This is a genomic window from Staphylococcus sp. SB1-57 (genome assembly GCF_017086425.1).
Classification (GTDB): Bacteria; Bacillota; Bacilli; order Staphylococcales; family Staphylococcaceae; genus Staphylococcus; species Staphylococcus warneri_A.
Map to the genome: position 1 here is coordinate 544,623 of NZ_CP070964.1, position 21,529 is coordinate 566,151.

Consider the following 21,529-nt stretch of genomic DNA (forward strand, 5'->3'; position numbering starts at 1 on the left):
CATAAATTTATATTTCAAGTTACATTCATATTTAGGCAGTAGTTGACTGAAATGAAGATACGCTTGTACCAAGCTTTTTCATTTCTAGTCAACCTTGCCGGGGTGGGACAACGAAATAAATTTTAAGAAAATATTATTTCTGTCCCACTCCCACTTATGCCTTAGGAAAACTAAGGCGAACCGAAAAGGGAAACGAAGTTTGTTATAGTAGTATTTTAAAGATTTTAAAATAAAAAGTGCTATCGGGGTACACATCTAATCAGATGGCTCCAATGGCACTTTATAATTATTTAATACGAATTCTTCTATTTCTAAAGAATAAACTAATGATTAACAATCCAATACTGCATGCTAATAAAATTAACGCATTATGGATGGCATCAGCTTCAGTCACAACTTGATCCGGTGATACTGATAAATAATATTGTTTAAATGAATCTGCTATTTTTTCAGCTAAGGTATGAATAATATAACTAAAATACATTGTAATAACTAACATAATAGCCAAGAATAACATGTTAATAACTTTTAAAGCACTTCGATTAAAGATAATCGTTAATATAGATAAAATCATACTAATAATACATAAAGCGAAAAAGACGTAAAAGACCAATAATAAGCGGTCAATGGATTGTTGTAGTTGGTCTATATTACCTAAATTGATATTAATATTACCAACTTGAGTTACAGTATCTTGGAAATTTTTAAGTTGATGGAAATCGATGGTTTGTTTAGCAAATACAATGTTAAAGATTGGTTGATTGTACATGCTATAACCTGTAATTGCTGTTAGTACAAGTACGATAAATTGAATGATCATACTTACCCAAGAGCGTTTTTTCTTACCATATTGTTTACCGCGATGCATTGGTTCATTTTGAAATGCATCATCAAAGTTTTCTAATCTTCTTTGTTGATTAGTCATAATGCTGCCTCCTTGAAAATAGTCATATCTTTATTTATCATTTCCAGTCTTATTTTGTTATAATAATGAATAATCAAAGACAATAAAAATTAGACAATTTATAAAATGAAATTCATGACTAAATTAAAATATACTTTAAATTATATCCCTTTTTAAGTTACGAATGTAGGTTTTTAATCAAATTGTTTTTTAATATTAAAAATTGCAAAGAGGTAGGTTTAGTTATTTATGAAGAATCGATTCATGAACCGAGTGGTAAACAAGTATATTCTGCACAATCGTTCAATATTTTTCGACAATGATGAAGCAGTGGATAAGTTTTTTGAAAAAAGACAAATTGAAAATGAAAAAAAACATAAACAACCCTCTACACTAAATGTTAAAGCGAATTTAGATAAACTGATGTTAGGGGATATGCAGGTATTTAGATTTAACTTTAGACACGAGTCAAAAAGAAAAATATTGTATTTACATGGTGGTTATAATACGTTACAACCTTCACCATTTCATTGGAGATTTATTGATAAGTTAACATTATCTACCATACATGAAGTGGTGTTACCTATTTATCCTAAAGCACCAGACTATCATATTGAAGATTCAGAAAAAGCAGTGAGAGATGTCTATAATCAACTCGTGGATGAAGTAGGTGCTGAACATATTATTGTGATGGGTGATGGATCTGGTGGCGCACTGGCATTGAATTTAGTTCAAACGCTCATCGAAAATAATGAACCAGTACCACGCCAATTATATTTAATTTCACCATTATTAGATGCTACATTATCAAACAAAGACATCACAGATGAACTTTTAGGGAAAGATATATTAATTAGTCGTTTCGGTGTCAATGAGATTATGAAACGTTGGGCAGAAGGTGTGCCTCTCACAGATAAACGTGTATCTCCAATATATGGTCCAATAGAAGGCTTACCACCTGTTTATATGTTTGGTGGTGGAAGAGAAATGATTAATCCAGATATGCATTTATTTAAAGAAAAATTAGAAATGATGGGTCAAGAAATTACGTTCTATGAATATCCAAGAATGGTTCATGATTTCCCACTGTATCCAATACGAGAATCACATAAAGTGATTAAACAAATTACCAAAGCACTTAATAATAATTAATATAAGAAAAACGATGAGCAACAATCTATGTTGTTCATCGTTTTTGTTTATTCCATAATAGAATTGATATGTTTGATAATGAAATTTTGTCCCTTTGAAAAGTAAAGATCAGCTATTGTTTCCTCAAAGTGACTCGGAATATCAGTCAAATTACTAAATGAAAAGACTTTTTCAATATTATCATTTCTTATACGACTTGCTAATTGATTATAGTGTTCAAGGAATTGTTCATCTTCGTCATATGTTTCAAGTAATTGATTCATTTCATCTATGGCTTGTTTTTGTCCTTGTATAAAACTCATACGTGTCGCACGTTTGAATAACTTGGAAGCAGGACCATTGATAGTCAACGCTTTTTGTTCGTTTAAGTCACTTAGTCCTACTTTGACATCATCATACAAATCTAGTAATTCGTTTTGGATGGTATAGCGGATAGATTCACTCATGATTGATCCCCCTTATGAGGAATACCAATACGATGGCCTAATTGCTTAGGCCATTCAATTGTTTGTTGTTCTTGTTGAGCATAGCGCTCAATTTGTTGATAATAATCTTCTGGAAACGCGGCAGAACGGCGCTTGTTTTGGTCGATTCCCATCATCATGACTTCATTGGTTGCAGCAACTTCACCATCTTGACGAATCATTCTTAAAAAGAAATGAACGCGTTTATAATCGTAATCATAAATATATAATTCAACGCAATATTGTTCATTTAATGTTAGTTCTGATAAAAAGCTAGTATGTTCTTCAATTGTAAATGTTGTGTATTCATATTGTGCACGTTCATCTAAAGAAAGACCGTGACTATAATTAAAATCATCAATGACATCACTAAAAATGATATTATAGTATGCATCATGCATATGATTATTGTGATCGATAAAATCTTCTGTCACTGTTTTACTTACAGTAAATGTTTGAGACATGACTATTACTCCTTTATTGTTTGCTTGATACTTATTTTACTAAATTAAATTAAGACATACACGTAATTCAATTCATGATAAAATAAAAAAAAATTGCTTATCAGGGGGTAAAGAGATGACGATGACCATTCGATACCAAACAACTACCCAACCTTTAACTGAGGTGAGTCGCATAGAAGATGTTCCAAGTAAAGCGACAATTGTTTGGTATGATTTTGAAGATGCTACAGAGAAAGAAAATGAATTTTTAAGAAATCATTTTGACTTTAACTATTTAGAAATCGATGATGCGATTAATGGCATTCCTCGTGCGAAATACAAGGCATATGAAGACTATCAATATATTGTTTTTCACAGTATATTAACACATGATTATGCTGCTATTGCTTTAAATGTTTTCTTGCAAGGTAATACATTGGTAACATATCATCATAAACGCTTTGAATCACTTAAAAAAGTAGTTCAAGATAATCAAAAACATCATGTTTCTGATTTGGACTGTGCGGATATAGTGATACATATATTAGATAGCATGGTAGATAAATATTTTAATTTTGTTTATGACATTGAAGATAAGGTATATACATTTGAGGACAGACATGTAGATGATCGCTATAGTAAAAGCGTAATGGATAATGTATTCCAACTACGTTCTGATTTGATTAAAATAAAGCGAGTGTTATTCCCAATGCAAGAATTGGTAGATACGATTAAAAGTGAAGGTAAGTTAATTATCGATACAAAGCATTCTATGTACATACAACATATTGATGACCATTTAATTAAACAACGTAATGTAATTCGTACATCTCAAGAAATGACAAATGAAATACGTGAAAATTACGAATCCTATACTTCATTTAGAATGAATAATATTATGCAAATCTTAACATTAGTATCTGTAATATTTTCACCTTTAACTTTTATTGCAGGTATCTACGGCATGAACTTTGCGTACATGCCAGAATTAAATTGGCATTATGGCTACTTTATTTGTCTATTTGTCATGCTAATCATATCAATTATTTTAATTATCTTCTTCAAAAGAAAAAAATGGTTTTAAACCTTGTAATTATAAAATGAATCATTTGGAAAAGGCGGTATAGTAATGAGTGACTTTCAGAGAGAGCAAAGAAAAAATGAACATGTTGAAATAGCGATGGCTCAACATGATGCTACATTATCTGATTTTGATAAAGTGAGGTTTGTTCATCATTCGATTCCAAATATTGATGTAGATGATGTAGATTTAACAACTAAGACGTCCGAGTTTAATATGAAATACCCAGTTTATATTAATGCCATGACGGGTGGTAGTGAATGGACAAAACAAATTAATGAAAAATTAGCGATTGTTGCACGTGAAACGGGGCTTGCAATGGCGGTAGGCTCAACACATGCTGCATTACGAAACCCTAAAATGGCAGAATCATTTACGATTGTTCGAGAAACGAATCCAGACGGTGTTATCTTTAGTAATGTTGGTGCTGATGTACCTGTAGACAAAGCAGTTAAAGCTGTTGAATTATTAGATGCACAGGCACTACAGATTCATGTTAACTCACCACAAGAATTAGTGATGCCTGAAGGTAATCGTGAGTTTGCTAATTGGATGGAAAATATCGAAGCAATTGTTAAAGCAGTAAATGTACCAGTGATTGTGAAAGAAGTAGGATTTGGTATGAGTAAAGAGACATATAAATCACTGCTTAACGTTGGTGTTACATACGTCGATGTCAGTGGACGTGGTGGAACCAATTTCGTAGATATTGAAAACGAGAGACGTTCAAATAAAGATATGGACTATTTATCTAATTGGGGACAATCAACAGTTGAATCACTATTAGAAAGTTCTGATTTTCAAGATAAACTGAATGTCTTTGCGAGTGGAGGTTTACGTACCCCATTAGATGCTGTGAAATGTTTAGCGCTAGGTGCGAAAGCAGTAGGTATGTCGCGTCCGTTCTTAAATCAAGTTGAGCAGGCCGGTATAACACAAACGATTGAATACGTTGAATCATTTTTAGATCATATGAAGAAAATAATGACAATGCTAGATGCTAAAGATATCAATGAATTAACCCATAAAGATATGATATTTAATACTGAATTGTTATCTTGGATTGAGCAACGTGGTTTAGATATCCAAAGAGGTTAACTGAATCAAATTAAATAAGCCCGTACGTAAGACATGAGCATGTCTTGCGTACGGGTATTTTATTATTGGAAAAATTGTATGAAGCCCATAACAATGATGACACCTATTAAGTCGATTAAGAAAGCACCGACAATAGGGACAACTAAATAGGCTTTTGGAGAATTGCCATATTTTTTAGTAATTACATCTAAATTCGCCATTGCATTAGGTGTAGCACCTAAACCATGACCTATAAATCCACCGACCATTACTGCTGCATCATAATCTTTTCCTAAACCTCTAAATAGAACGAAAATAGAGAACAAGATCATAAATACAACTTGTACAAGAACGATAATGATTAATGGTAAAGCTAATGAGTAAATTTCAGTTAGCTGAATGCTCATTAAAGCTAATGATAAGAAGATACCTAGCGAAATATCTCCAATTTGTTCGTTAATTTTTAGGTCAACAATGTTGAAACCAGCAGCTTCAGAAATATTACGCACGAATACTGCGACAAACATTGAACCTACATACATTGGTATATTAACGTTAGTTAAATCAGTAAATGTATTTCCAATATATGTACCAAGTGCCATACAGAAAACTAAAATCGTGAACTGTATAAAGAAAATTTGAGTAGGTTTATATTTTTCATGAAGTGATTGATTATATTCAACTTCACCATAATTCTTAAATGAATCGTCACTATGTTCAGGTTTTAGGTTATAACGTTTAATTAAGAACTTAACAACTGGTCCACCAATTAAACCACCAAATACTAAGCCTAATGTTGCGGCTGCAAGGGCGGCTGTGACAGCGGAATCAATCCCCATATCTTGAATGGTTTTACCATAAGCGGCCGCATTACCATGACCACCTTCCATTGACATTGACCCTGCAGTTAAACCTAGTAAAGGTTTGATATTTAATAACTTCGCTAATGAAATACCAATTACATTTTGACAGAATGCCATAATACCACAGAACATAAAGTACAATAGCATGACCTTTCCGCCAACTTTAAATAGTTTAAGAGATGCACCGAGTCCGATTGTTGTGAAGAATGCCAACATAAAGAAATCCTGTATAAATGAGGCATCTAATTTAATTTTCACAATATTAAATGAATCTAAGACAGCTACTAAAATAGCAAAAATTAAACCACCAATTACTGGTGCTGGAATACAAATTCTTCTTAAAATCGAGACATGATTAATGATCGTTTGACCAATAAGATATAAAATACATGCTAAACACAGTGTGGTAATAGCATCTAATTCAATCATTTTAACTCCCCCTTAGAAGTTATCCCAAAACCTATGTTTATGTGCTATTCAATTAAAATATGTAAGCGTTATAAAAAGCCACAATATCCATTATACATATGTGTGCACAATAAATCTAGTTTTGAAATTAATACCAATTATATTTATGGCTATTACTCATTAATCTAAAAAAGTTTTTATCTTTATTAATTTAAAAGTGTGGAAGAAGAGAATATGATTATTCGTAAGTAATTATTATCTAGTACCTTGCAATGTACAGTAGCGGGTGTTATATTATAGATACTAACTACTGTGTAATGTTCAGTACTGATTATTACACTATGGAGGTTTAACTATGAACACACAGTTTAAAAAGGGTGCATTAGAACTGATAGTCTTACTTATCATTAAACGAGAAGATCAGTACGGTTATTCTTTAGTACAAAATATTTCTCGTTATATGACGATTGCAGAAGGCACTGTCTATCCTTTGCTACGAAGATTGGTAAAGAACGGAGAACTATCGACGTATTATCAACCATCAAGCGAGGGACCAGCAAGAAAATATTATCGGCTTACCGATCAAGGTCAAGAAAGATTAGCATTATTGAAAGAAGAATGGCAAATGTTTTCAAATGCAGTTAATACCTTTGTAGAGGAGAGTGAACGCAATGAATAAAGATACTTATCTAAAACAACTCATAAGTCATTTAAAACATATGGATAAAGATGAGAAAAAGGATATCTATAATGAATACGAAACACATTTTGTAAGTGGTAAAAATGAAGGTAAATCTGAAGAAGAGATTGCAAAACATTTAGGAAATCCTAAGATGATTGCTAAAGAATTAAATGCTTCATTGGCTATTGATAAAGTTAATGAGAAAAAGAATGCAAAAAATATTTTGAGTGCTATTTTAGCGGTCATGGGTTTAGGATTACTTAATTTCTTTATTGTATTAGTACCGGCATTCTTTTTATTTATGTTTTTGCTTACTTTAGTTGTATTTACAATCACACTCTTAAGTGCACCAGTATTTTTAATTATTAAATATATTACTGAAGGTGTAAATTCTATTATTTTATATGATGTTTATATGAGTGGTTTCATGTTTGGTGTCGGTTTAATGCTATTAGCTATTAGCATTTTCTTATGTCATTGGATACTTAAATTAACGATTATGTATTTAAAATGGAATATCTCAATTGTGAAAGGAAGTGTTCATTCATGAAAAAGCTAGTCTTAACGTTATTTATTTTTGGACTAATTTTAAGTATTGGTTTTGGTATAGGCGTTTTTTCAGAATGGAAAACATTAGCTTCAAAGAAAGACAATGGCACTAAGTTAAATAAAGTTTATAAAGAGCGTATTAATAGCATTAACTTAGATGTTGATGAAAGTGATATTGAAATCAAACATGGTAGTAAGTTCTCAATTAAAGAAAAAGGCAACGAAGATAAGAAAGTCAATAGTAGTGTGAAAAATGGGAAGTGGCATATTAGTGATCAAGACCATCAATCAAATATTAATTTTAGAATTGGTTACATGACAAAGCACAAATTAGTAATCACAGTTCCAAAAGCGATTGATCATTTAACTGTAAAAGGTGACTCTGGTGATGTCACTATCGACAATATAATAAGTAAGAATACAGATATTACGGTAGATTCATCAGATATTTTCTTGAAAGATAGTAAGCTAGGAAAACTAAAAGTAAACAATGATTCAGGAGATATATCAACAACTCACATTGAATTCACCAACGGCAAAGTAAACAATGATTCAGGCGATATAGAATTGAGTAAGAGTGTTCCAGATCAACCCTTATATGTATCGAACGATAGTGGAGATATTACTTTGAATTATCAACATCACCCTAAAAACACAACATTTATTGCACATAATGATTCAGGAGAATCAAAGTTTGATAACAAAGAATTTAAGCGTCATCGAATTGGAAATGGGGACAATAACGTCGAGATGTTTAATGACTCTGGGGATATCAACGTGCAATAAAGTCAATTTTAGAGGTCAGAATTGAAGTTGTTCTGGCCTCTATCATTTTATTTCCAAGTGTCATCAGGATTTAGGAAGTCTGATTTCTTCATTCGAGAAACATAAGGGTTCCCTTTAACTGTGTAACGAAGTGGTTTGTTAGTCCATTCGCCTTTATTCGGTATGCCTATACGTCCGCTTTCAATAATTGATTTAGGGTATTTACGATGTTTGATGTCGATAGAAAGGCGACATTGATTTAAAGTAGCGCCATCAATTGAACGTGGAATATTAAAGGCTTTAGTCCATTTTCCAGGACCATTAGTTACTTCAAACCCACTTTTGCCACGATTAATTTTCATAGCTTCAATACCATCTTCAGGTTCAATTGCGCGTATAAGCACACCTTCAGGTACACCAGCATCTCTTGTCACAAAGTTAATTAGTAGATGCGTATGCATAACGTGTGCATAAATCGTACCACCTGATTGATATAAAGATGTCACTTTAGGTGTTCGCTTTCCACCATATCCGTGAGCAGCACGATCTTTAATACCTAAATAAGCTTCTGTTTCCACAATATAGCCAGTATATGTTTGTTGATCATCTTGATATATAATACGAACACCGAGTAAAGCTTTAGCAATGTCCGTTGTGCTACGTTGTCTAAAATCCATAAATTTGGCACCTCTATAAAAATATTTGTTATAAGAATTTATTCTAAAATTTCTTAAAATATTTTTGATTTATATTTTTAAATGTCTTGTTGTTTGATACAATGACAATAGAAACAATATTATTACTTAATTAATGTATCAGAGTTATTAAGAGTAATAAAATAAATTGAATTGATGATCTGAAGGGAGCCACTAACATGAGAGAAAAAGTTGGTTTTAAAGCATCATTTAAATTATTTTGGTCAAATTATTTTAATTTTAAAGGGAGATCTAGACGTAGTGAATATTGGTTTATGCAATTATGGCATTTAATCTTTATGTGTCCTGCCATTATACTTATGATTATTGGTTACCCAAGTTTATTCTTAGGTGCATTTAATGAAAGTAGTGGCGTTTTAGGTGTTGGGATTATTTGTATATTTATAGGGACTATTTATATACTCATTTATTCATTGGCTACCATTATTCCTAATTTGGCTATTTTAGCACGTCGCTTCCATGACACTTCTCGTTCAATGTTGATTCCAATGATTGCGTTTGTCATTGGAGTATTATTGAATGTATTTAATATTGTTATTAATGCTAGTGGCCTAATAGATAATGTAGGCGCATTGATCACATATTATATTATCGCTTTAATCTGTCTCGTATTAGGTGTTTATAATATTGTGGTGAGTTGCTTAGATAGTAAGAAGGAAAGCAACAAATATGGCCCAAGTCCTAAATATGAAATGAACGAACCGGTTAACGAACCGAATTACAATCCAGTTGACAAAGCGAAGTTATATCGCAATACAACAAATGAAATTTAAATTTTTAAAGGCTAGTGTCATTAATGATGCTAGCTTTTATTTGAAAGTAAGTGTCATATATATTTGACACTTACAAAAATGACTGTCTATAATTAAAGTAATATTAACTGAAAGAAGTGATTGATTGCGTTGAATAGAATGAAGCAATATCGAGCACATCAAAAGATGTCTCAACAGGAGCTAGCTAGGCGCATTGGTGTATCTAGACAGACAATCAATATGATAGAAAATGATAAATATAATCCATCGCTTAAATTATGTATAAACATAGCTAAAGTATTATCCGTTACACTTAATGATTTGTTTTGGGAAGGTTATTAATTATTTTTAACAAATTCACATTTAAAGATGAATTAAAAAATGAAATTATAAGTGCTTATTTAGCAAAAGTAAGTGTGGTTGTATGTATGATGATATTTTTAATATGGTATTTTGAAATCGTTTTTGATATCAATCGAAGTTATCTATCGCCTTTTTTAATAGGTGGGTTACTGATTCTGATAGTGACCCTGTGTAGATTAGTTATGTATGAAGAGTTTGTAGGTACACCGATGATTTATGTTAATGATGAGAAAGAAAAACGATTTTTAAATCGTAGAACAAGAATGAAACATATCCCTTTTTTAATTTTAATTATGCTATATCTAACATGTGTTGATAATATAGTGGTACCTTTAATAACTCATATTAAAATGTTCGATCATTTAGTTTCGAGTATAGGTTTTATGATTGCGATTATAGTTATGATGTTCGTGAGCGATAAACGTATCAAAATATCTGACACACCCACTGTTCCAGCAATGGAGAAGATTAATACACAAGATCGTATGCTTAATATGATTCCAAATTATAATTTCAGTGATGAATATGAAAGAACTCGAATAATTAAGGCATATTCAAGTAATGCAATATGGCAATTAATCGTGTTATTGTTTGTAAGTATCATTGATATCATTGTTGAACATATTATGGGGCATGTGCCTATTTCGAGTTATGTGGCAATTGCAGTAGTTGTCATTGCAGCACTATGTATCACTTATCGAATAAAAAAACTTAAATCATAAAAAATAGCTATACTTGCGTTGAATCAATTTTATCAACGACAAGTATAGCTATTTATATTTAATAACAATTATTCTGTTTCGTGGATATATGATAGTTCTGGATGTTCACGACCTAATAAATCATGTAGGTTTTGATATTTATCCAATAGTTTTTCATAATGTTTTACTTTTTCTGGATCTGGTTGTTTTTCATAGTATACAGGTTGTTTCATGTGTTGTACGGTTTCTCTTAATGTATCATATGCACCACCCACATTTGCGCCCAACATAGCAGCGCCTAATGCTGTTGCATTTGATGATTCTAAAACGACAACTTTTTTATTTAATACGTTGGCATAGATGTCTACGAGTAATCGACTTTTCTTAGGAATACCACCAGAAGCATAAACAGTATGAACTGGAATATCATTATCTTCGAATTGTTTCATAATCATTTTAGTACCGAAAGCAGTAGATTCTAAGTAAGCACGATGAACCATTTCGAATGGTGTTTGCAATGTTAATCCAAAGACACTTCCTGTTAAATGGCTATCACTTAAAATACTTCTATTACCGTTGTGCCAGTCTAAGACAACCACGTGTTGGTCTTCAACAGGAATTTGAGATGCGAGGGTCTCTAAATATTCTAAGACACTCTTATCTTGTTTCGCTGCTTCTTCAACGATATGTTGTGGTGCCATACGTTCAGAGTAACTGAATAAATCACCTACAGCTGCTTGACCCGCTTCATAAGCATATAACCCAGGAATAATAGCGTCTTTAACTGAACCTGTAATAGAAGGGATAGGTTCTTGTTTCGGGTCTAACATTAAGTGACACGTGCTTGTTCCTATAACCGGTGTGAATTCACCTTTTTCAATTGCACCTGCACCTAAAACGCCAGAGTGGGCATCAATCATGTAAGGGGAAATCTGTACATTGGAAGATAGTCCCCATAAGTTTTGATAGTACTCTGATAATGAACCAGCGCTATCTCCAATTTGAATGACAGGTGCTTCACATTTATCTTTGACGATTTGTGGTAATTCTGGATCTACAGTTTCAAAGAAATCATAATTAAAGCCATTTACTTCATCATAGAATCCTTTGAATCCTATACCACAGTTAGAGCGAATATTTTGATTGACGAGTAAGCTCGTCATATAATCTCCAGCTTCCATTATATAATGGGCACGTTCTAATAACTCAGGTGCTTTATGTTTTACTTCGAGAATTTTTGGAATCATCCACTCACTGTTTACACTATGGCCATAATAATCTAACCAATTTTGATTGGCTTTTTCATTGGCTTCAACCATTTGAGTTGCTTCGTCTTGAGCGCCATGATGTTTCCATAATTTAACATAGGCATGAGGATGATTTGCTAGGTCTTCATTCATATGTAATGGTTTGAAATTTTCATCTAAAAAGACGACTGTACAACTAGTAAAGTCAACACCAATACCTACGACCTCATCTTTATTAACTTGGCTTTCTTCTAAAACGTGTTTCACACCGTTTTCTAGTACGTGGTGATAATCACCAGCATGTTGTAAGAAGTAATTATGGGGTAAGGTTTCTCCACCTAATTCTTCAGCGATGGTACCATGTTGATAAGTCTCTTCATAACTTGAAACAATTTTTCCATCAGATGTATTTACTAAAATGACACGACCAGATGCTGTGCCGTAATCGATACCAATACTATAACTCATTCTATATATCCCCTTTAAATTTAATGTCTTGTTTAATTATCTCTAAGAAGTTAATTTTAATTTAATCTTCTATGATAAAATTAATGATAGTGCTTACATAAATAATTGTAAAGTTTGACATATTGCAAAATCTAAATTCATTAATAGAACTAATAATGTTATATTAAATAATAATAAAAATATGATTTGGGGAGGGTAAACATGTCATTACATATTGATCATGTGACGAAGAAGTTCAATCAATTTACAGCAGTCAATGATATTTCTATTCATCTTGAAAAAGGGAAGATGCTTGGTTTTTTAGGTCGTAATGGTGCAGGTAAGACAACTACCTTTAGAATGATATTAGGATTAAGTGAACCAACTGAAGGACACATTACATATGATGGCCATGCGATAGATCAATCAATGTATAATCGAATTGGGTACTTACCTGAAGAACGTGGCTTACATCCCAAAATGACTGTTGAAGATGAACTAACATATCTTGCAACACTCAAAGGAATGTCTAAATCTGACATTAAGAAAAATATTGATTATTGGCTCAAACGATTTGCTATTACAGAAAATCGTCATAAGCGCATTGATGCATTATCCAAAGGTAATCAACAAAAAATTCAATTATTAGCAAGTATGTTGCACCAACCTGAATTACTTATATTAGATGAACCCTTTAGTGGATTAGATCCTGTTAATGTTGAATTACTCAAATCAGCCGTAAAGGATTTGAATGATCAAGGTTCAACAATTATTTATAGTTCTCATCGTATGGAACATGTTGAAGAGTTATGTGATGATGTATGTATCTTGAACCATGGTGAACTTGTAGTTTCAGGTGACATACATTACGTGAAAGCATCACATGGTTATAAACAAGTTATCATTGAAACGGATAAATCAATGCCTGACATAGCAGATATTGAAGGTGTGTTGGATATTGAAACCAATAAACGCCATATTAAAGTGACGATACAAGATCAATCCGTTGCAGAAAATGTATATCATCAAGTCATCTCTCATGGATATGTACGTCGATTCCAAATGTTAGAGCCTTCTCTGAAAGACATCTTTATTGATAAGGTGGGTGATTTACATGAATAAATTTTGGGCTACATTCGGCCTTACTTATAAGAGTAAAGTGAAATCTAAATCCTTTATCATCTTCATGGCGATTGTCATTATTTTAATGATAGCATTATCCAATGCCGATAAAATCATGGATATGTTTAAAGGTGACGGTGATCAAATCGGTATCGTAACGAATAGTGAACCCATATATAAAGCCATTAAGCAACAAGGAAATGTGATTGATGAAGATGCTTCATTTAAGAAGGTAAATAAACAAGAAGCTAAGAAGCAAGTAAAAAATGAAAAGCTAAAAGAAGCCTATATCATTAAGCTGAAAGATAAACAACAGTTATCAGCAACTATTATCAGTAAAGAAAGTGTCTCACAAGAAAAAGAGCAAAAAGTAAATGGGGTACTGACATCAATTCAATCAAAACTAGTCGCATCGCAACTACATCTCAATAACAATGATTTGAAAAAATTACAGTCTCAAAGTAAGGTTGACAGTCAAGTCCTATCAGATAAGAAAAATCAACAATTGAATGAAGGTCAAAAACTACTTAATTTAGTTCTAGTGTATGCGATACTAATGTTGATGTTCTTTATTGTTTTCAATTATGCAACGCAGGTCGCAATGGAAATTGCTACAGAGAAAACATCAAGAGTCATTGAAATGATTATTACTAGTGTGTCGCCCATTACTCATATTATGGCTAAGATTGCAGGGGTTATCGCTGTCGCGTTAACACAAATCGTAATGATTTTTGTTGTAGCTATCATTTGTATCTTTGCCTTTGATTTAAAACGAATGTTAAAAGGTTTCGATGTATCCATGAGTCATATCACTTGGCAAGTTTTAATCGTAGGTCTGTTATGTATGATTATAGGCATCTTAACATACGTATTGTTAGCAGCTATATTAGGTTCTTTAGCAACAAGAATTGAAGATATTAATCAAACGTTAATGCCATTAACGTTATTTGCAATGATTGCTTTTTATATCGCGATTTTTAGTATGTTTAAACCAGAAATATTATTATTAAAAATCACTAGTTTTATTCCATTTTTAGCACCTTTTGAATTGTTAGTACGTGCTCAATCGACTGAGTTACAAGTTTGGGAAATCATCGTTAGTATATTAATCTCAGTTGTAGTCATGCTTATTTTATTATGGATTGCTGTTAAAACATATAAAGATTCTGTATTAACTTTTGAAAAAGGACTTTTTAACACCATTAAAAAGGTTATGAAAAAATAAATAAAAGAGGAAGTGCATTAAATTAAACTTGTAAGAGTTTACAAAATGTTCTTCCTCTTTAATTTGCATTTTACTATGGCATATTAGTAGAAAAAGTGTAACAATATGTATGTATTAGAAAGCACGTTAATATTATACAATAGATGATAAATACGCGTCACAATTGACATTAAACATTGATTAGTGACTCACTATCCCGAGTCACATAGACATATGTATTTAACGATAGCACAATAAAGTCCATGTCTCTGATTTAAGAGGTAGATATTTAATATGACTTCATGTATGTTGTATAAAGTGAAGTTTCATAGATAATTAATAGGAAGGCGTTATGATTGTGATGATGTATTCATTTCTCATATTTATATTAGCGGGTGTATGTGAAATTGGAGGCGGCTACTTAATATGGTTATGGCTTAGGGAAGGTCAACCATCCTGGCTAGGCGTTATTGGCGGCTTGATACTCATTTTGTATGGTGTGATTGCAACACTACAAACATTTCCAACATTTGGAAGAGTATATGCTGCATACGGGGGCGTATTCATCGTTATGAGTTTAGTTTGGTCTATGCTTATTGATAAGAATATGCCAGATAAATACGATATATTGGGTGCATTAGTCTGTTTAATAGGCGTTTTAATTATGCTGCTGCCACATAGGGCTTAATAAACGTGTTTGAAAGGGAGAAGTATGTAATGAATGTTGAAATTGAGCATCAAAGATATGGTGTAGACTTAATTAAAATTGATAATGAAGAGACCAAAATTGTGTTTACTAATTATGGTGCAAGAATTGTGTCATGGAAATATCATGACAACAATATTGTATTAGGGAATGTTGTTGAAGCGGACGAATTTTATTTTGATAATCCATTTAGATTTGGGGCGACTGTTGGACGATATGGTGGCCGTATTTCAAATGCGACTTTTAATTTAGAAGGAGAAACATACAAGTTAGAGGCCAACGATGGCCAACATCATATACATGGTGGCAACCATGGTTTAGACTCTAAATTATTTGACTATGAAGTTATAGACGATTTAGGACATGTCAAAATCATTTTCAAAACAACGTTACAAGAAACAGATGATCATTATCCTGGAAATATGGAGATTAAAGTCACTCATACATATGATGCGTATCATTGTTGGACAATTCAATATGAAGCTACATCAACAAAGACTACTTTGTTTAACCCGATGAACCATGTTTATTTTAATCTTAATCGTGATAATAACGTTATTGATAATCATCGAGTGTCTAGTTCTAAATTGAATATGTATCCACTTAATGAGGAGCATATGATCAGTTCAGACAGTACGTTAGATTTACAACGGATATTTAATAAGGACGACATATACTTTAAAGACATATTTGAAAGTAGCCATGATCAAATAGCACAACAAGTGGCTCAATCTAATGGTTTAGATCATCCATTTAAAGTAGGGGAACAACAATTATCAATAGATAATGATGAGTTTCAATTAGATGTTAAAACTGATATGCCTTATGTCGTATTATATACATTTAACCAACCGAAAAATTGGAAAAGTGACGCCAATATTTATAAAGCACATTCGGGTTTAACAATCGAGGCACAATATTTGCCAAATGATATTAACTTATATGGTGATCAAGCTTATTCAATATTAAAAGCTAATGAAATGTTTTATTCACAAACGAGCTATCAAATTCATGAAAAATAAGCAAAAGAGTAGAACAAACATCGTCATTTACGATGTTTTTGTTCTACTCTTTTTATTGTTTTATTTTTATGTTTATTTTGTTGCACGTTGATACATTTTTTCTAGTTTCTCATATCTTTTAGCTGATAAATATGGATTCTTCAATGCTAATGCGATTCGGTCTGCATTTTTTCTGTCGTTATAATAAATATCGTTTAATGTTTGTACAGAGAGTTGTGTGTCCAATTCAGCTTCCTTTATTAATTCTAAGTGATGATGTTGATTCACAAACCCTTCTTTAATGACGCGGCAATAAAAACCTGTTTTTCCTGATTGAGACATACGTTTGACTAAATCAGAAATCCCGTACTTTGCTTGGATTTTCCAGCAGGGTTCTCGAATTTCAGAAACTTCGATAATTGCATCACCTAATTGATATTGGTTGCCGAAATAAACGTTACTTTCATCTAAATCTTCGATTGTCAAATTCTCACCAAACATGGCGTAGTCTGGCATATCAAGTAAGTCATCACGATACATGTCATAGTTCGATTTACTAAAACAACATATCGCTTTATCTGGACCACCATGATCTTTATAAGCTTGTTCATCATCAACAAATCCTAATTTTGACAACCACATTTGACCTTTAAAAGGTTGTTTATTAATTGCTGATTGCATGGGTTTAGCCTCATTGTATTGTAGCGATTCTATCTTTCCGGTAGAAATAGCATACACTGGTATCATTATGGTCCCCCCTTAAAAGATTGATTAAGTGATATTTTACTATACATTTGTATTTTTATGAAAGATTTTAAAATATATTAAAAATTAAACGTCAAATACGGTATGTTAAATTGAAAAAGTCATGTAAAATAAGAAATGTAAACGATTTAGAAAAGGGGCTCATGACGTGATGAATGATGTAAAACAACTTAAATTGATGACGCTTGATGATGTTTTAAGTCAAATCGAGGATGGTATGACACTTGGTATTGGAACAGGAACTACAATTGAGTTATTAGTGCCTAAAATTGCTCAACTTATTAAAGAAAAGCATTATAATATTATCGGTGTTTGTACTTCTAATAAGACGGCGTTTTTAGCTAAAGAATTAAATATTAATATTGTTGATGTGAATGATGTTGAAAAAATTGATTTAGCTATTGATGGTGCTGACGAAGTAGATCCTCAACTTAACCTCATTAAAGGTGGCGGTGGAGCGCTATTTAGAGAAAAAGTAATCGATGAAATGGCAGACCGTTTTGTGGTTATTGCTGATGAAAACAAAGTTGTTAACTACCTAGGTGAAACATTTAAATTACCGGTTGAAGTAGATAAATTTAACTGGTATCAAGTTGCTAAGAAAATAGAAACAATTGGCGGCGTGACAACACAACGTCGTGTTACGGATGATGTCCCATTTACGACTGATAATGGTAATTATATTTTAGATTGTGCATTACCAAAAGGTATCGATCCTTATGAAATGCATGAATTTTTAATTCATATCACAGGAGTACTAGAAACAGGCTACTTCCTTGATGTTGCTGACCAAGCAATTATTGGAACACAACAAGGTGTTAAGAAGATGAACAGACAAGATTAATATCTTTAAAGTATGAGTCAATGTTCTGATAAACTAATTTAATTATCATTCACAAAATAAACCGTCCATTCAAATCAACGAATGGACAGTTTTAATTATAATCTTAATATTTATTGTTAGGACTATGTTCTTCAGTCTGTTTGATTTCATCTTGTAAATCAGAAACAACAGATGAGCGACGATCTTGTTTATATGATGAATGTTCTTTTAAATGATCAGTTGAATCAGAGTCATGGGCATCATCATGGTTTTGAATGTCGTGTTTATTATCTTGATGTCTAGAATCTAATGCGTCTTTATGGTGGTCATGATCGTCTGATCTTGAACTATAATCATGATTAGTTTCAGAATAATCATTGTCCTTATCATCGTTAACGTGATCTAAATAATTATTAGGTTCTACTTCGTCTAAACTTTGATTCGTCTTTTTATAAAAGATAGCACGAATGATTAAGCTTGAAATGATATAGATTAAACCAACCGCAGTTGTAGCTAAGGCGATGACTTTCATAGAGAATAAATCGCCAATTTCTTCACTAAACAAGAATACTAAACCAAATGACATTGCTGCGTGGAAAAGCGTAGCAATATAAATAGTACGTCCATTAGTGGCTCTAATTAACTCACCCACAATCATTGAGAAAGCGAATGTATATAAGAAATGATAGCCAGCAAATTCAAGGCCGTATGTTGTATTAGCATTAAATATAGAGTAAATGATACCTACAACAATACTAGCAAATAATGTGTTCATCTTAGTTTCAACGATGTGTTGCAAATACGAACGGAAACCAAATTCTACTACGAACGCCATAATTAAATGACCAATTAAAATTGCGAATATTGACACAGATAAATCAGATGCCTGTAGTAATATAAAACTATCTGCAAATGTATTGAAGCAGAACATACCGATAATAAAAATAAATAAAGGTATGATTAATGCGAGTAATAAACGCTCAATAACTTTGAGACTAAAAGTGAATTTTAAACTCGCCATTTGTTCTTTTTTATGTTTAAAGACAAGTAGACATATGATAGCTGCAATAAATGGGGAAAGATCTGTAATGTCGAATACAAAACGTTTCACCCCTAATGCTGCTTGGAAATCTCTAAGTATTATGAATAGGGCCATTGTTACGACAAAAAACACAAATATTGTCAGTGCCCATTGAAACCCAGAAATTCGATTGTTTTTCATTTTATGTAACCTCCATTACGGAAACAAGCAATTATTGTTTTATTTACAATTATACATCTTAAAAGATGATAGATAAATTGTCTATTTTAATTATCATCAAAATGTAATCGTAATGAATTATAAACGTAATTAAATTTAGGATAAACGGGAATATAAGAACAACATTGAATTAAGTATGTGCCAAAGTTATACTTTAATTATAAGGATAAAGCAAAGAAATCAAGGGGGAAGAACAATGTATCAACAAGCTGAACCAAGCTTATGGACCGGAAGATTAGATAGTGAAACAGATGCAAAACAATTTAGACATTTTCAAACTATTCAATTTAATGACTTAAGACAAGTAGAATTAGCATCTAAACAAAAAGGTGTTGGTATCTTAGGTTATGCGATTGATAAAGGTGTAGAACTAAATAAAGGGCGTGTAGGTGCAAAAGAGGGGCCTAATGCGATAAAAAAAGCATTCGCTGGCTTACCAGATTTGAATCAATGTGAACAAATCGTTGATTATGGAAATGTCGAGCATGATCATGACGCACTAATTGATACTCAAAAGGAATTTGCAGAATTAGCAGCCAAGTCTATTCATAATCATAAACAAACATTCTTATTAGGTGGTGGGCATGATATCGCTTATGCACAATATTTAGCGACTAGACAAGTGTATCCTAATGAGTCAATTGGGGTTATTAATATTGATGCCCACTTTGATACACGTGATGAAGGTGAATCCACTTCAGGTACGAGTTTTAGACAAATACTAGAACAAGATGACAATGCAGATTACATGGTATTAGGTATATCTCAAGGTGGTAACACACAAGGTTTATTCGACTATGCTAAAGAAAAAGGTGTATCATTTGTTTATGCTGATGAATTATTACATCAAGTATCACCACCGATTAAAGATATGATTGAACGATTTATTCACGATCATGATGTAATCATGTTTACGATTTGTATGGATGTTGTAGATAGTGCCTTTGCTCCAGGTGTAAGTGCTCCAGCAGTCTTGGGCATCTATCCACATACAGTGTTTGAATTAGCAAAGCGCATTGTCCCAAGTGAAAAGGTTAAATCAGTAAGTATTGCTGAAATGAACCCTAAATACGATCAAGACAATCGTACAGCGAAACTGATTGCGAATTTAGTGCATCACTTCTTATTATAAATTCCAATAATCAATACATTGTTCAATAAGAGAAAGTACTTGTTCAGAGTGCTTTCTCTTTTTTAAATAATTAATATAAATTTTGCGTCCTAAATTAGGGCGTATTTTAATGTAGTCTAAATTCCGTGTATTAAATGATTGGTAATAAAATCGAGGAATAACCGCATAACCAATACCTAAATGGACTAGATTAGTAGCGGATTCAAAACGATCAGATTCCATAATGATATTAGGGTGGATACCTACTCTATTAAAATAATCATCTAAGTGTTTACGAACTTGAGAATTTTTATTCGGCAAAATTAAAGGTAATTCATCCAATTGAATCGTTTTTTGCTTTGGAAATGCATCTTTAGGTGTTAGTAATATATAAGATTCTTTATATAATGCGATCGATGTAATATCTTGATGGCGTATTTCCTCGTTTGTTAAGGCAAAATGAACATTAAAGTTGGTAAGTTGCTCAATAGATTGATGTTGATCATGTACCTCATAAATACGGTATTGTTGATTAGGATAATGTTTGTGATGAGCATGAATGACATTGGCCATCCATTGACTCGTAGATTCTAAAATGCCCATTTTAATACGGGGTTCCGAAGACACATTTAAATCATACATTTTTTCAACTGTAGAACGATAGGATTCTACTAAATCCTCAGCATATTTATAAAACTGAATACCTTTTTCAGTGATTTTGATATCTTTAGTGGTACGCATAAATAAATCGTATCCTAAATCAGCTTCCATCTTTTTAATAGCTGCAGTTAAGGAAGGTTGACTAATATGTAAAAAATTAGCGGCTTTCGTAAAACTATTGTATTTTACAACGGCTAAAAAATATTCTAATTGAATGATTTTCATAGGTCATCTCCTATTTGTCATAGTTTTTATCTATAAA

24 protein-coding genes are annotated in these 21,529 nt (G+C 32.1%); 15 read left to right on the top strand and 9 right to left on the bottom strand.

Going from position 1 to position 21,529, the window contains the following annotated elements; translation table 11 throughout:
• Positions 1–286 precede the first annotated feature (286 nt).
• Complete coding sequence (locus tag JX000_RS02510) at positions 287–925, bottom strand: hypothetical protein (RefSeq protein ID WP_206140845.1); 639 nt, start codon at positions 923–925, stop codon at positions 287–289.
• Between the two features lie 228 nt (positions 926–1,153).
• Here JX000_RS02510 and JX000_RS02515 point away from each other — a divergent pair, with 228 nt between their 5' ends.
• Entirely contained in the window at positions 1,154–2,056 is a 903-nt protein-coding gene (locus JX000_RS02515) for an alpha/beta hydrolase fold domain-containing protein (protein ID WP_037551723.1), read from the top strand.
• A 47-nt stretch (positions 2,057–2,103) separates the two neighbouring features.
• Here the strand turns inward: JX000_RS02515 and JX000_RS02520 are convergent, their stop codons facing one another.
• Complete coding sequence (locus tag JX000_RS02520; protein ID WP_002450252.1) at positions 2,104–2,502, bottom strand: hypothetical protein; 399 nt, start codon at positions 2,500–2,502, stop codon at positions 2,104–2,106.
• Positions 2,499–2,984, bottom strand: coding sequence for a thioesterase family protein (locus JX000_RS02525; RefSeq protein ID WP_206140846.1), 486 nt, complete (start codon positions 2,982–2,984; stop codon positions 2,499–2,501). The genes JX000_RS02520 and JX000_RS02525 overlap by 4 nt, the downstream gene beginning before the upstream one ends.
• Positions 2,985–3,099: 115 nt before the next feature.
• On the opposite strand from JX000_RS02525, the gene corA reads away from it, so the two are divergent.
• Positions 3,100–4,047, top strand: a complete 948-nt coding sequence (corA, locus tag JX000_RS02530; RefSeq protein ID WP_075778171.1) for a magnesium/cobalt transporter CorA — start codon at positions 3,100–3,102, stop codon at positions 4,045–4,047.
• Between the two features lie 45 nt (positions 4,048–4,092).
• Positions 4,093–5,142 carry a type 2 isopentenyl-diphosphate Delta-isomerase gene (fni, locus tag JX000_RS02535; protein ID WP_002450255.1) on the top strand — a complete coding sequence of 350 codons (1,050 nt, stop codon included), beginning with the start codon at positions 4,093–4,095 and terminating at the stop codon, positions 5,140–5,142.
• A gap of 62 nt (positions 5,143–5,204) precedes the next feature.
• On the opposite strand, the gene gltS is transcribed toward fni, so the two are convergent.
• Positions 5,205–6,413 (bottom strand): sodium/glutamate symporter, encoded by a 1,209-nt coding sequence (gene gltS / locus JX000_RS02540; protein ID WP_002451949.1) that lies wholly within the window; start codon positions 6,411–6,413, stop codon positions 5,205–5,207.
• 334 nt (positions 6,414–6,747) lie between these two features.
• Between gltS and JX000_RS02545 the strand changes: the two genes are divergently transcribed.
• Genes JX000_RS02545 through JX000_RS02555 form a run of 3 tightly spaced genes read left to right on the top strand, consistent with a single transcriptional unit; the run spans position 6,748 to position 8,409 of the window.
• Positions 6,748–7,071 carry a PadR family transcriptional regulator gene (locus tag JX000_RS02545; RefSeq protein ID WP_002451950.1) on the top strand — a complete coding sequence of 108 codons (324 nt, stop codon included), beginning with the start codon at positions 6,748–6,750 and terminating at the stop codon, positions 7,069–7,071.
• On the top strand, positions 7,064–7,624 hold the full coding sequence (locus tag JX000_RS02550; RefSeq protein WP_049424193.1) for an HAAS signaling domain-containing protein: 561 nt from the start codon (positions 7,064–7,066) through the stop codon (positions 7,622–7,624). The genes JX000_RS02545 and JX000_RS02550 overlap by 8 nt, the downstream gene beginning before the upstream one ends.
• Entirely contained in the window at positions 7,621–8,409 is a 789-nt protein-coding gene (locus JX000_RS02555; RefSeq protein ID WP_002451952.1) for a DUF4097 family beta strand repeat-containing protein, read from the top strand. The genes JX000_RS02550 and JX000_RS02555 overlap by 4 nt, the downstream gene beginning before the upstream one ends.
• A gap of 47 nt (positions 8,410–8,456) precedes the next feature.
• On the opposite strand, the gene JX000_RS02560 is transcribed toward JX000_RS02555, so the two are convergent.
• Positions 8,457–9,065 carry a DNA-3-methyladenine glycosylase gene (locus JX000_RS02560; RefSeq protein ID WP_002451953.1) on the bottom strand — a complete coding sequence of 203 codons (609 nt, stop codon included), beginning with the start codon at positions 9,063–9,065 and terminating at the stop codon, positions 8,457–8,459.
• Positions 9,066–9,262: 197 nt separating this feature from the next.
• On the opposite strand from JX000_RS02560, the gene JX000_RS02565 reads away from it, so the two are divergent.
• From JX000_RS02565 to JX000_RS12095, 3 genes are all read left to right on the top strand, one after another.
• Positions 9,263–9,877 (top strand): DUF805 domain-containing protein, encoded by a 615-nt coding sequence (locus tag JX000_RS02565; RefSeq protein ID WP_002451954.1) that lies wholly within the window; start codon positions 9,263–9,265, stop codon positions 9,875–9,877.
• A 138-nt stretch (positions 9,878–10,015) separates the two neighbouring features.
• Positions 10,016–10,198: a helix-turn-helix transcriptional regulator gene (locus JX000_RS02570; RefSeq protein ID WP_481906494.1), complete on the top strand. Its 183-nt coding sequence runs from the start codon at positions 10,016–10,018 to the stop codon at positions 10,196–10,198.
• An 86-nt stretch (positions 10,199–10,284) separates the two neighbouring features.
• Positions 10,285–10,941, top strand: a complete 657-nt coding sequence (locus tag JX000_RS12095) for a hypothetical protein (protein WP_241004997.1) — start codon at positions 10,285–10,287, stop codon at positions 10,939–10,941.
• A 68-nt stretch (positions 10,942–11,009) separates the two neighbouring features.
• Here the strand turns inward: JX000_RS12095 and JX000_RS02580 are convergent, their stop codons facing one another.
• Entirely contained in the window at positions 11,010–12,635 is a 1,626-nt protein-coding gene (locus JX000_RS02580; RefSeq protein ID WP_206140847.1) for a ribulokinase, read from the bottom strand.
• A 201-nt stretch (positions 12,636–12,836) separates the two neighbouring features.
• On the opposite strand from JX000_RS02580, the gene JX000_RS02585 reads away from it, so the two are divergent.
• From JX000_RS02585 to JX000_RS02600, 4 genes are all read left to right on the top strand, one after another.
• Positions 12,837–13,736, top strand: coding sequence for an ABC transporter ATP-binding protein (locus JX000_RS02585; protein ID WP_206140848.1), 900 nt, complete (start codon positions 12,837–12,839; stop codon positions 13,734–13,736).
• Entirely contained in the window at positions 13,729–14,961 is a 1,233-nt protein-coding gene (locus JX000_RS02590; protein WP_206140849.1) for an ABC transporter permease, read from the top strand. Before JX000_RS02585 ends, JX000_RS02590 begins: the two co-directional genes overlap by 8 nt.
• A 340-nt stretch (positions 14,962–15,301) precedes the next feature.
• On the top strand, positions 15,302–15,628 hold the full coding sequence (locus JX000_RS02595) for a YnfA family protein (RefSeq protein ID WP_037552511.1): 327 nt from the start codon (positions 15,302–15,304) through the stop codon (positions 15,626–15,628).
• Positions 15,629–15,657: 29 nt separating this feature from the next.
• Positions 15,658–16,668, top strand: a complete 1,011-nt coding sequence (locus JX000_RS02600) for an aldose epimerase family protein (RefSeq protein WP_206140850.1) — start codon at positions 15,658–15,660, stop codon at positions 16,666–16,668.
• Between the two features lie 72 nt (positions 16,669–16,740).
• Here the strand turns inward: JX000_RS02600 and JX000_RS02605 are convergent, their stop codons facing one another.
• Positions 16,741–17,394 carry an MOSC domain-containing protein gene (locus JX000_RS02605; protein ID WP_049424181.1) on the bottom strand — a complete coding sequence of 218 codons (654 nt, stop codon included), beginning with the start codon at positions 17,392–17,394 and terminating at the stop codon, positions 16,741–16,743.
• Positions 17,395–17,563: 169 nt separating this feature from the next.
• Between JX000_RS02605 and JX000_RS02610 the strand changes: the two genes are divergently transcribed.
• On the top strand, positions 17,564–18,256 hold the full coding sequence (locus JX000_RS02610) for a ribose 5-phosphate isomerase A (RefSeq protein WP_002451963.1): 693 nt from the start codon (positions 17,564–17,566) through the stop codon (positions 18,254–18,256).
• Between the two features lie 103 nt (positions 18,257–18,359).
• On the opposite strand, the gene sdpC is transcribed toward JX000_RS02610, so the two are convergent.
• Positions 18,360–19,457: a peptidoglycan release complex CPBP-like subunit SdpC gene (gene sdpC, locus JX000_RS02615; protein ID WP_075778184.1), complete on the bottom strand. Its 1,098-nt coding sequence runs from the start codon at positions 19,455–19,457 to the stop codon at positions 18,360–18,362.
• Positions 19,458–19,692: 235 nt separating this feature from the next.
• Between sdpC and hutG the strand changes: the two genes are divergently transcribed.
• Positions 19,693–20,628, top strand: a complete 936-nt coding sequence (hutG, locus tag JX000_RS02620; protein WP_002451965.1) for a formimidoylglutamase — start codon at positions 19,693–19,695, stop codon at positions 20,626–20,628.
• On the opposite strand, the gene JX000_RS02625 is transcribed toward hutG, so the two are convergent.
• Entirely contained in the window at positions 20,623–21,492 is an 870-nt protein-coding gene (locus JX000_RS02625; RefSeq protein ID WP_002451966.1) for a LysR family transcriptional regulator, read from the bottom strand. The genes hutG and JX000_RS02625 overlap by 6 nt on opposite strands.
• Between the last annotated feature and the right edge of the window lie 37 nt (positions 21,493–21,529).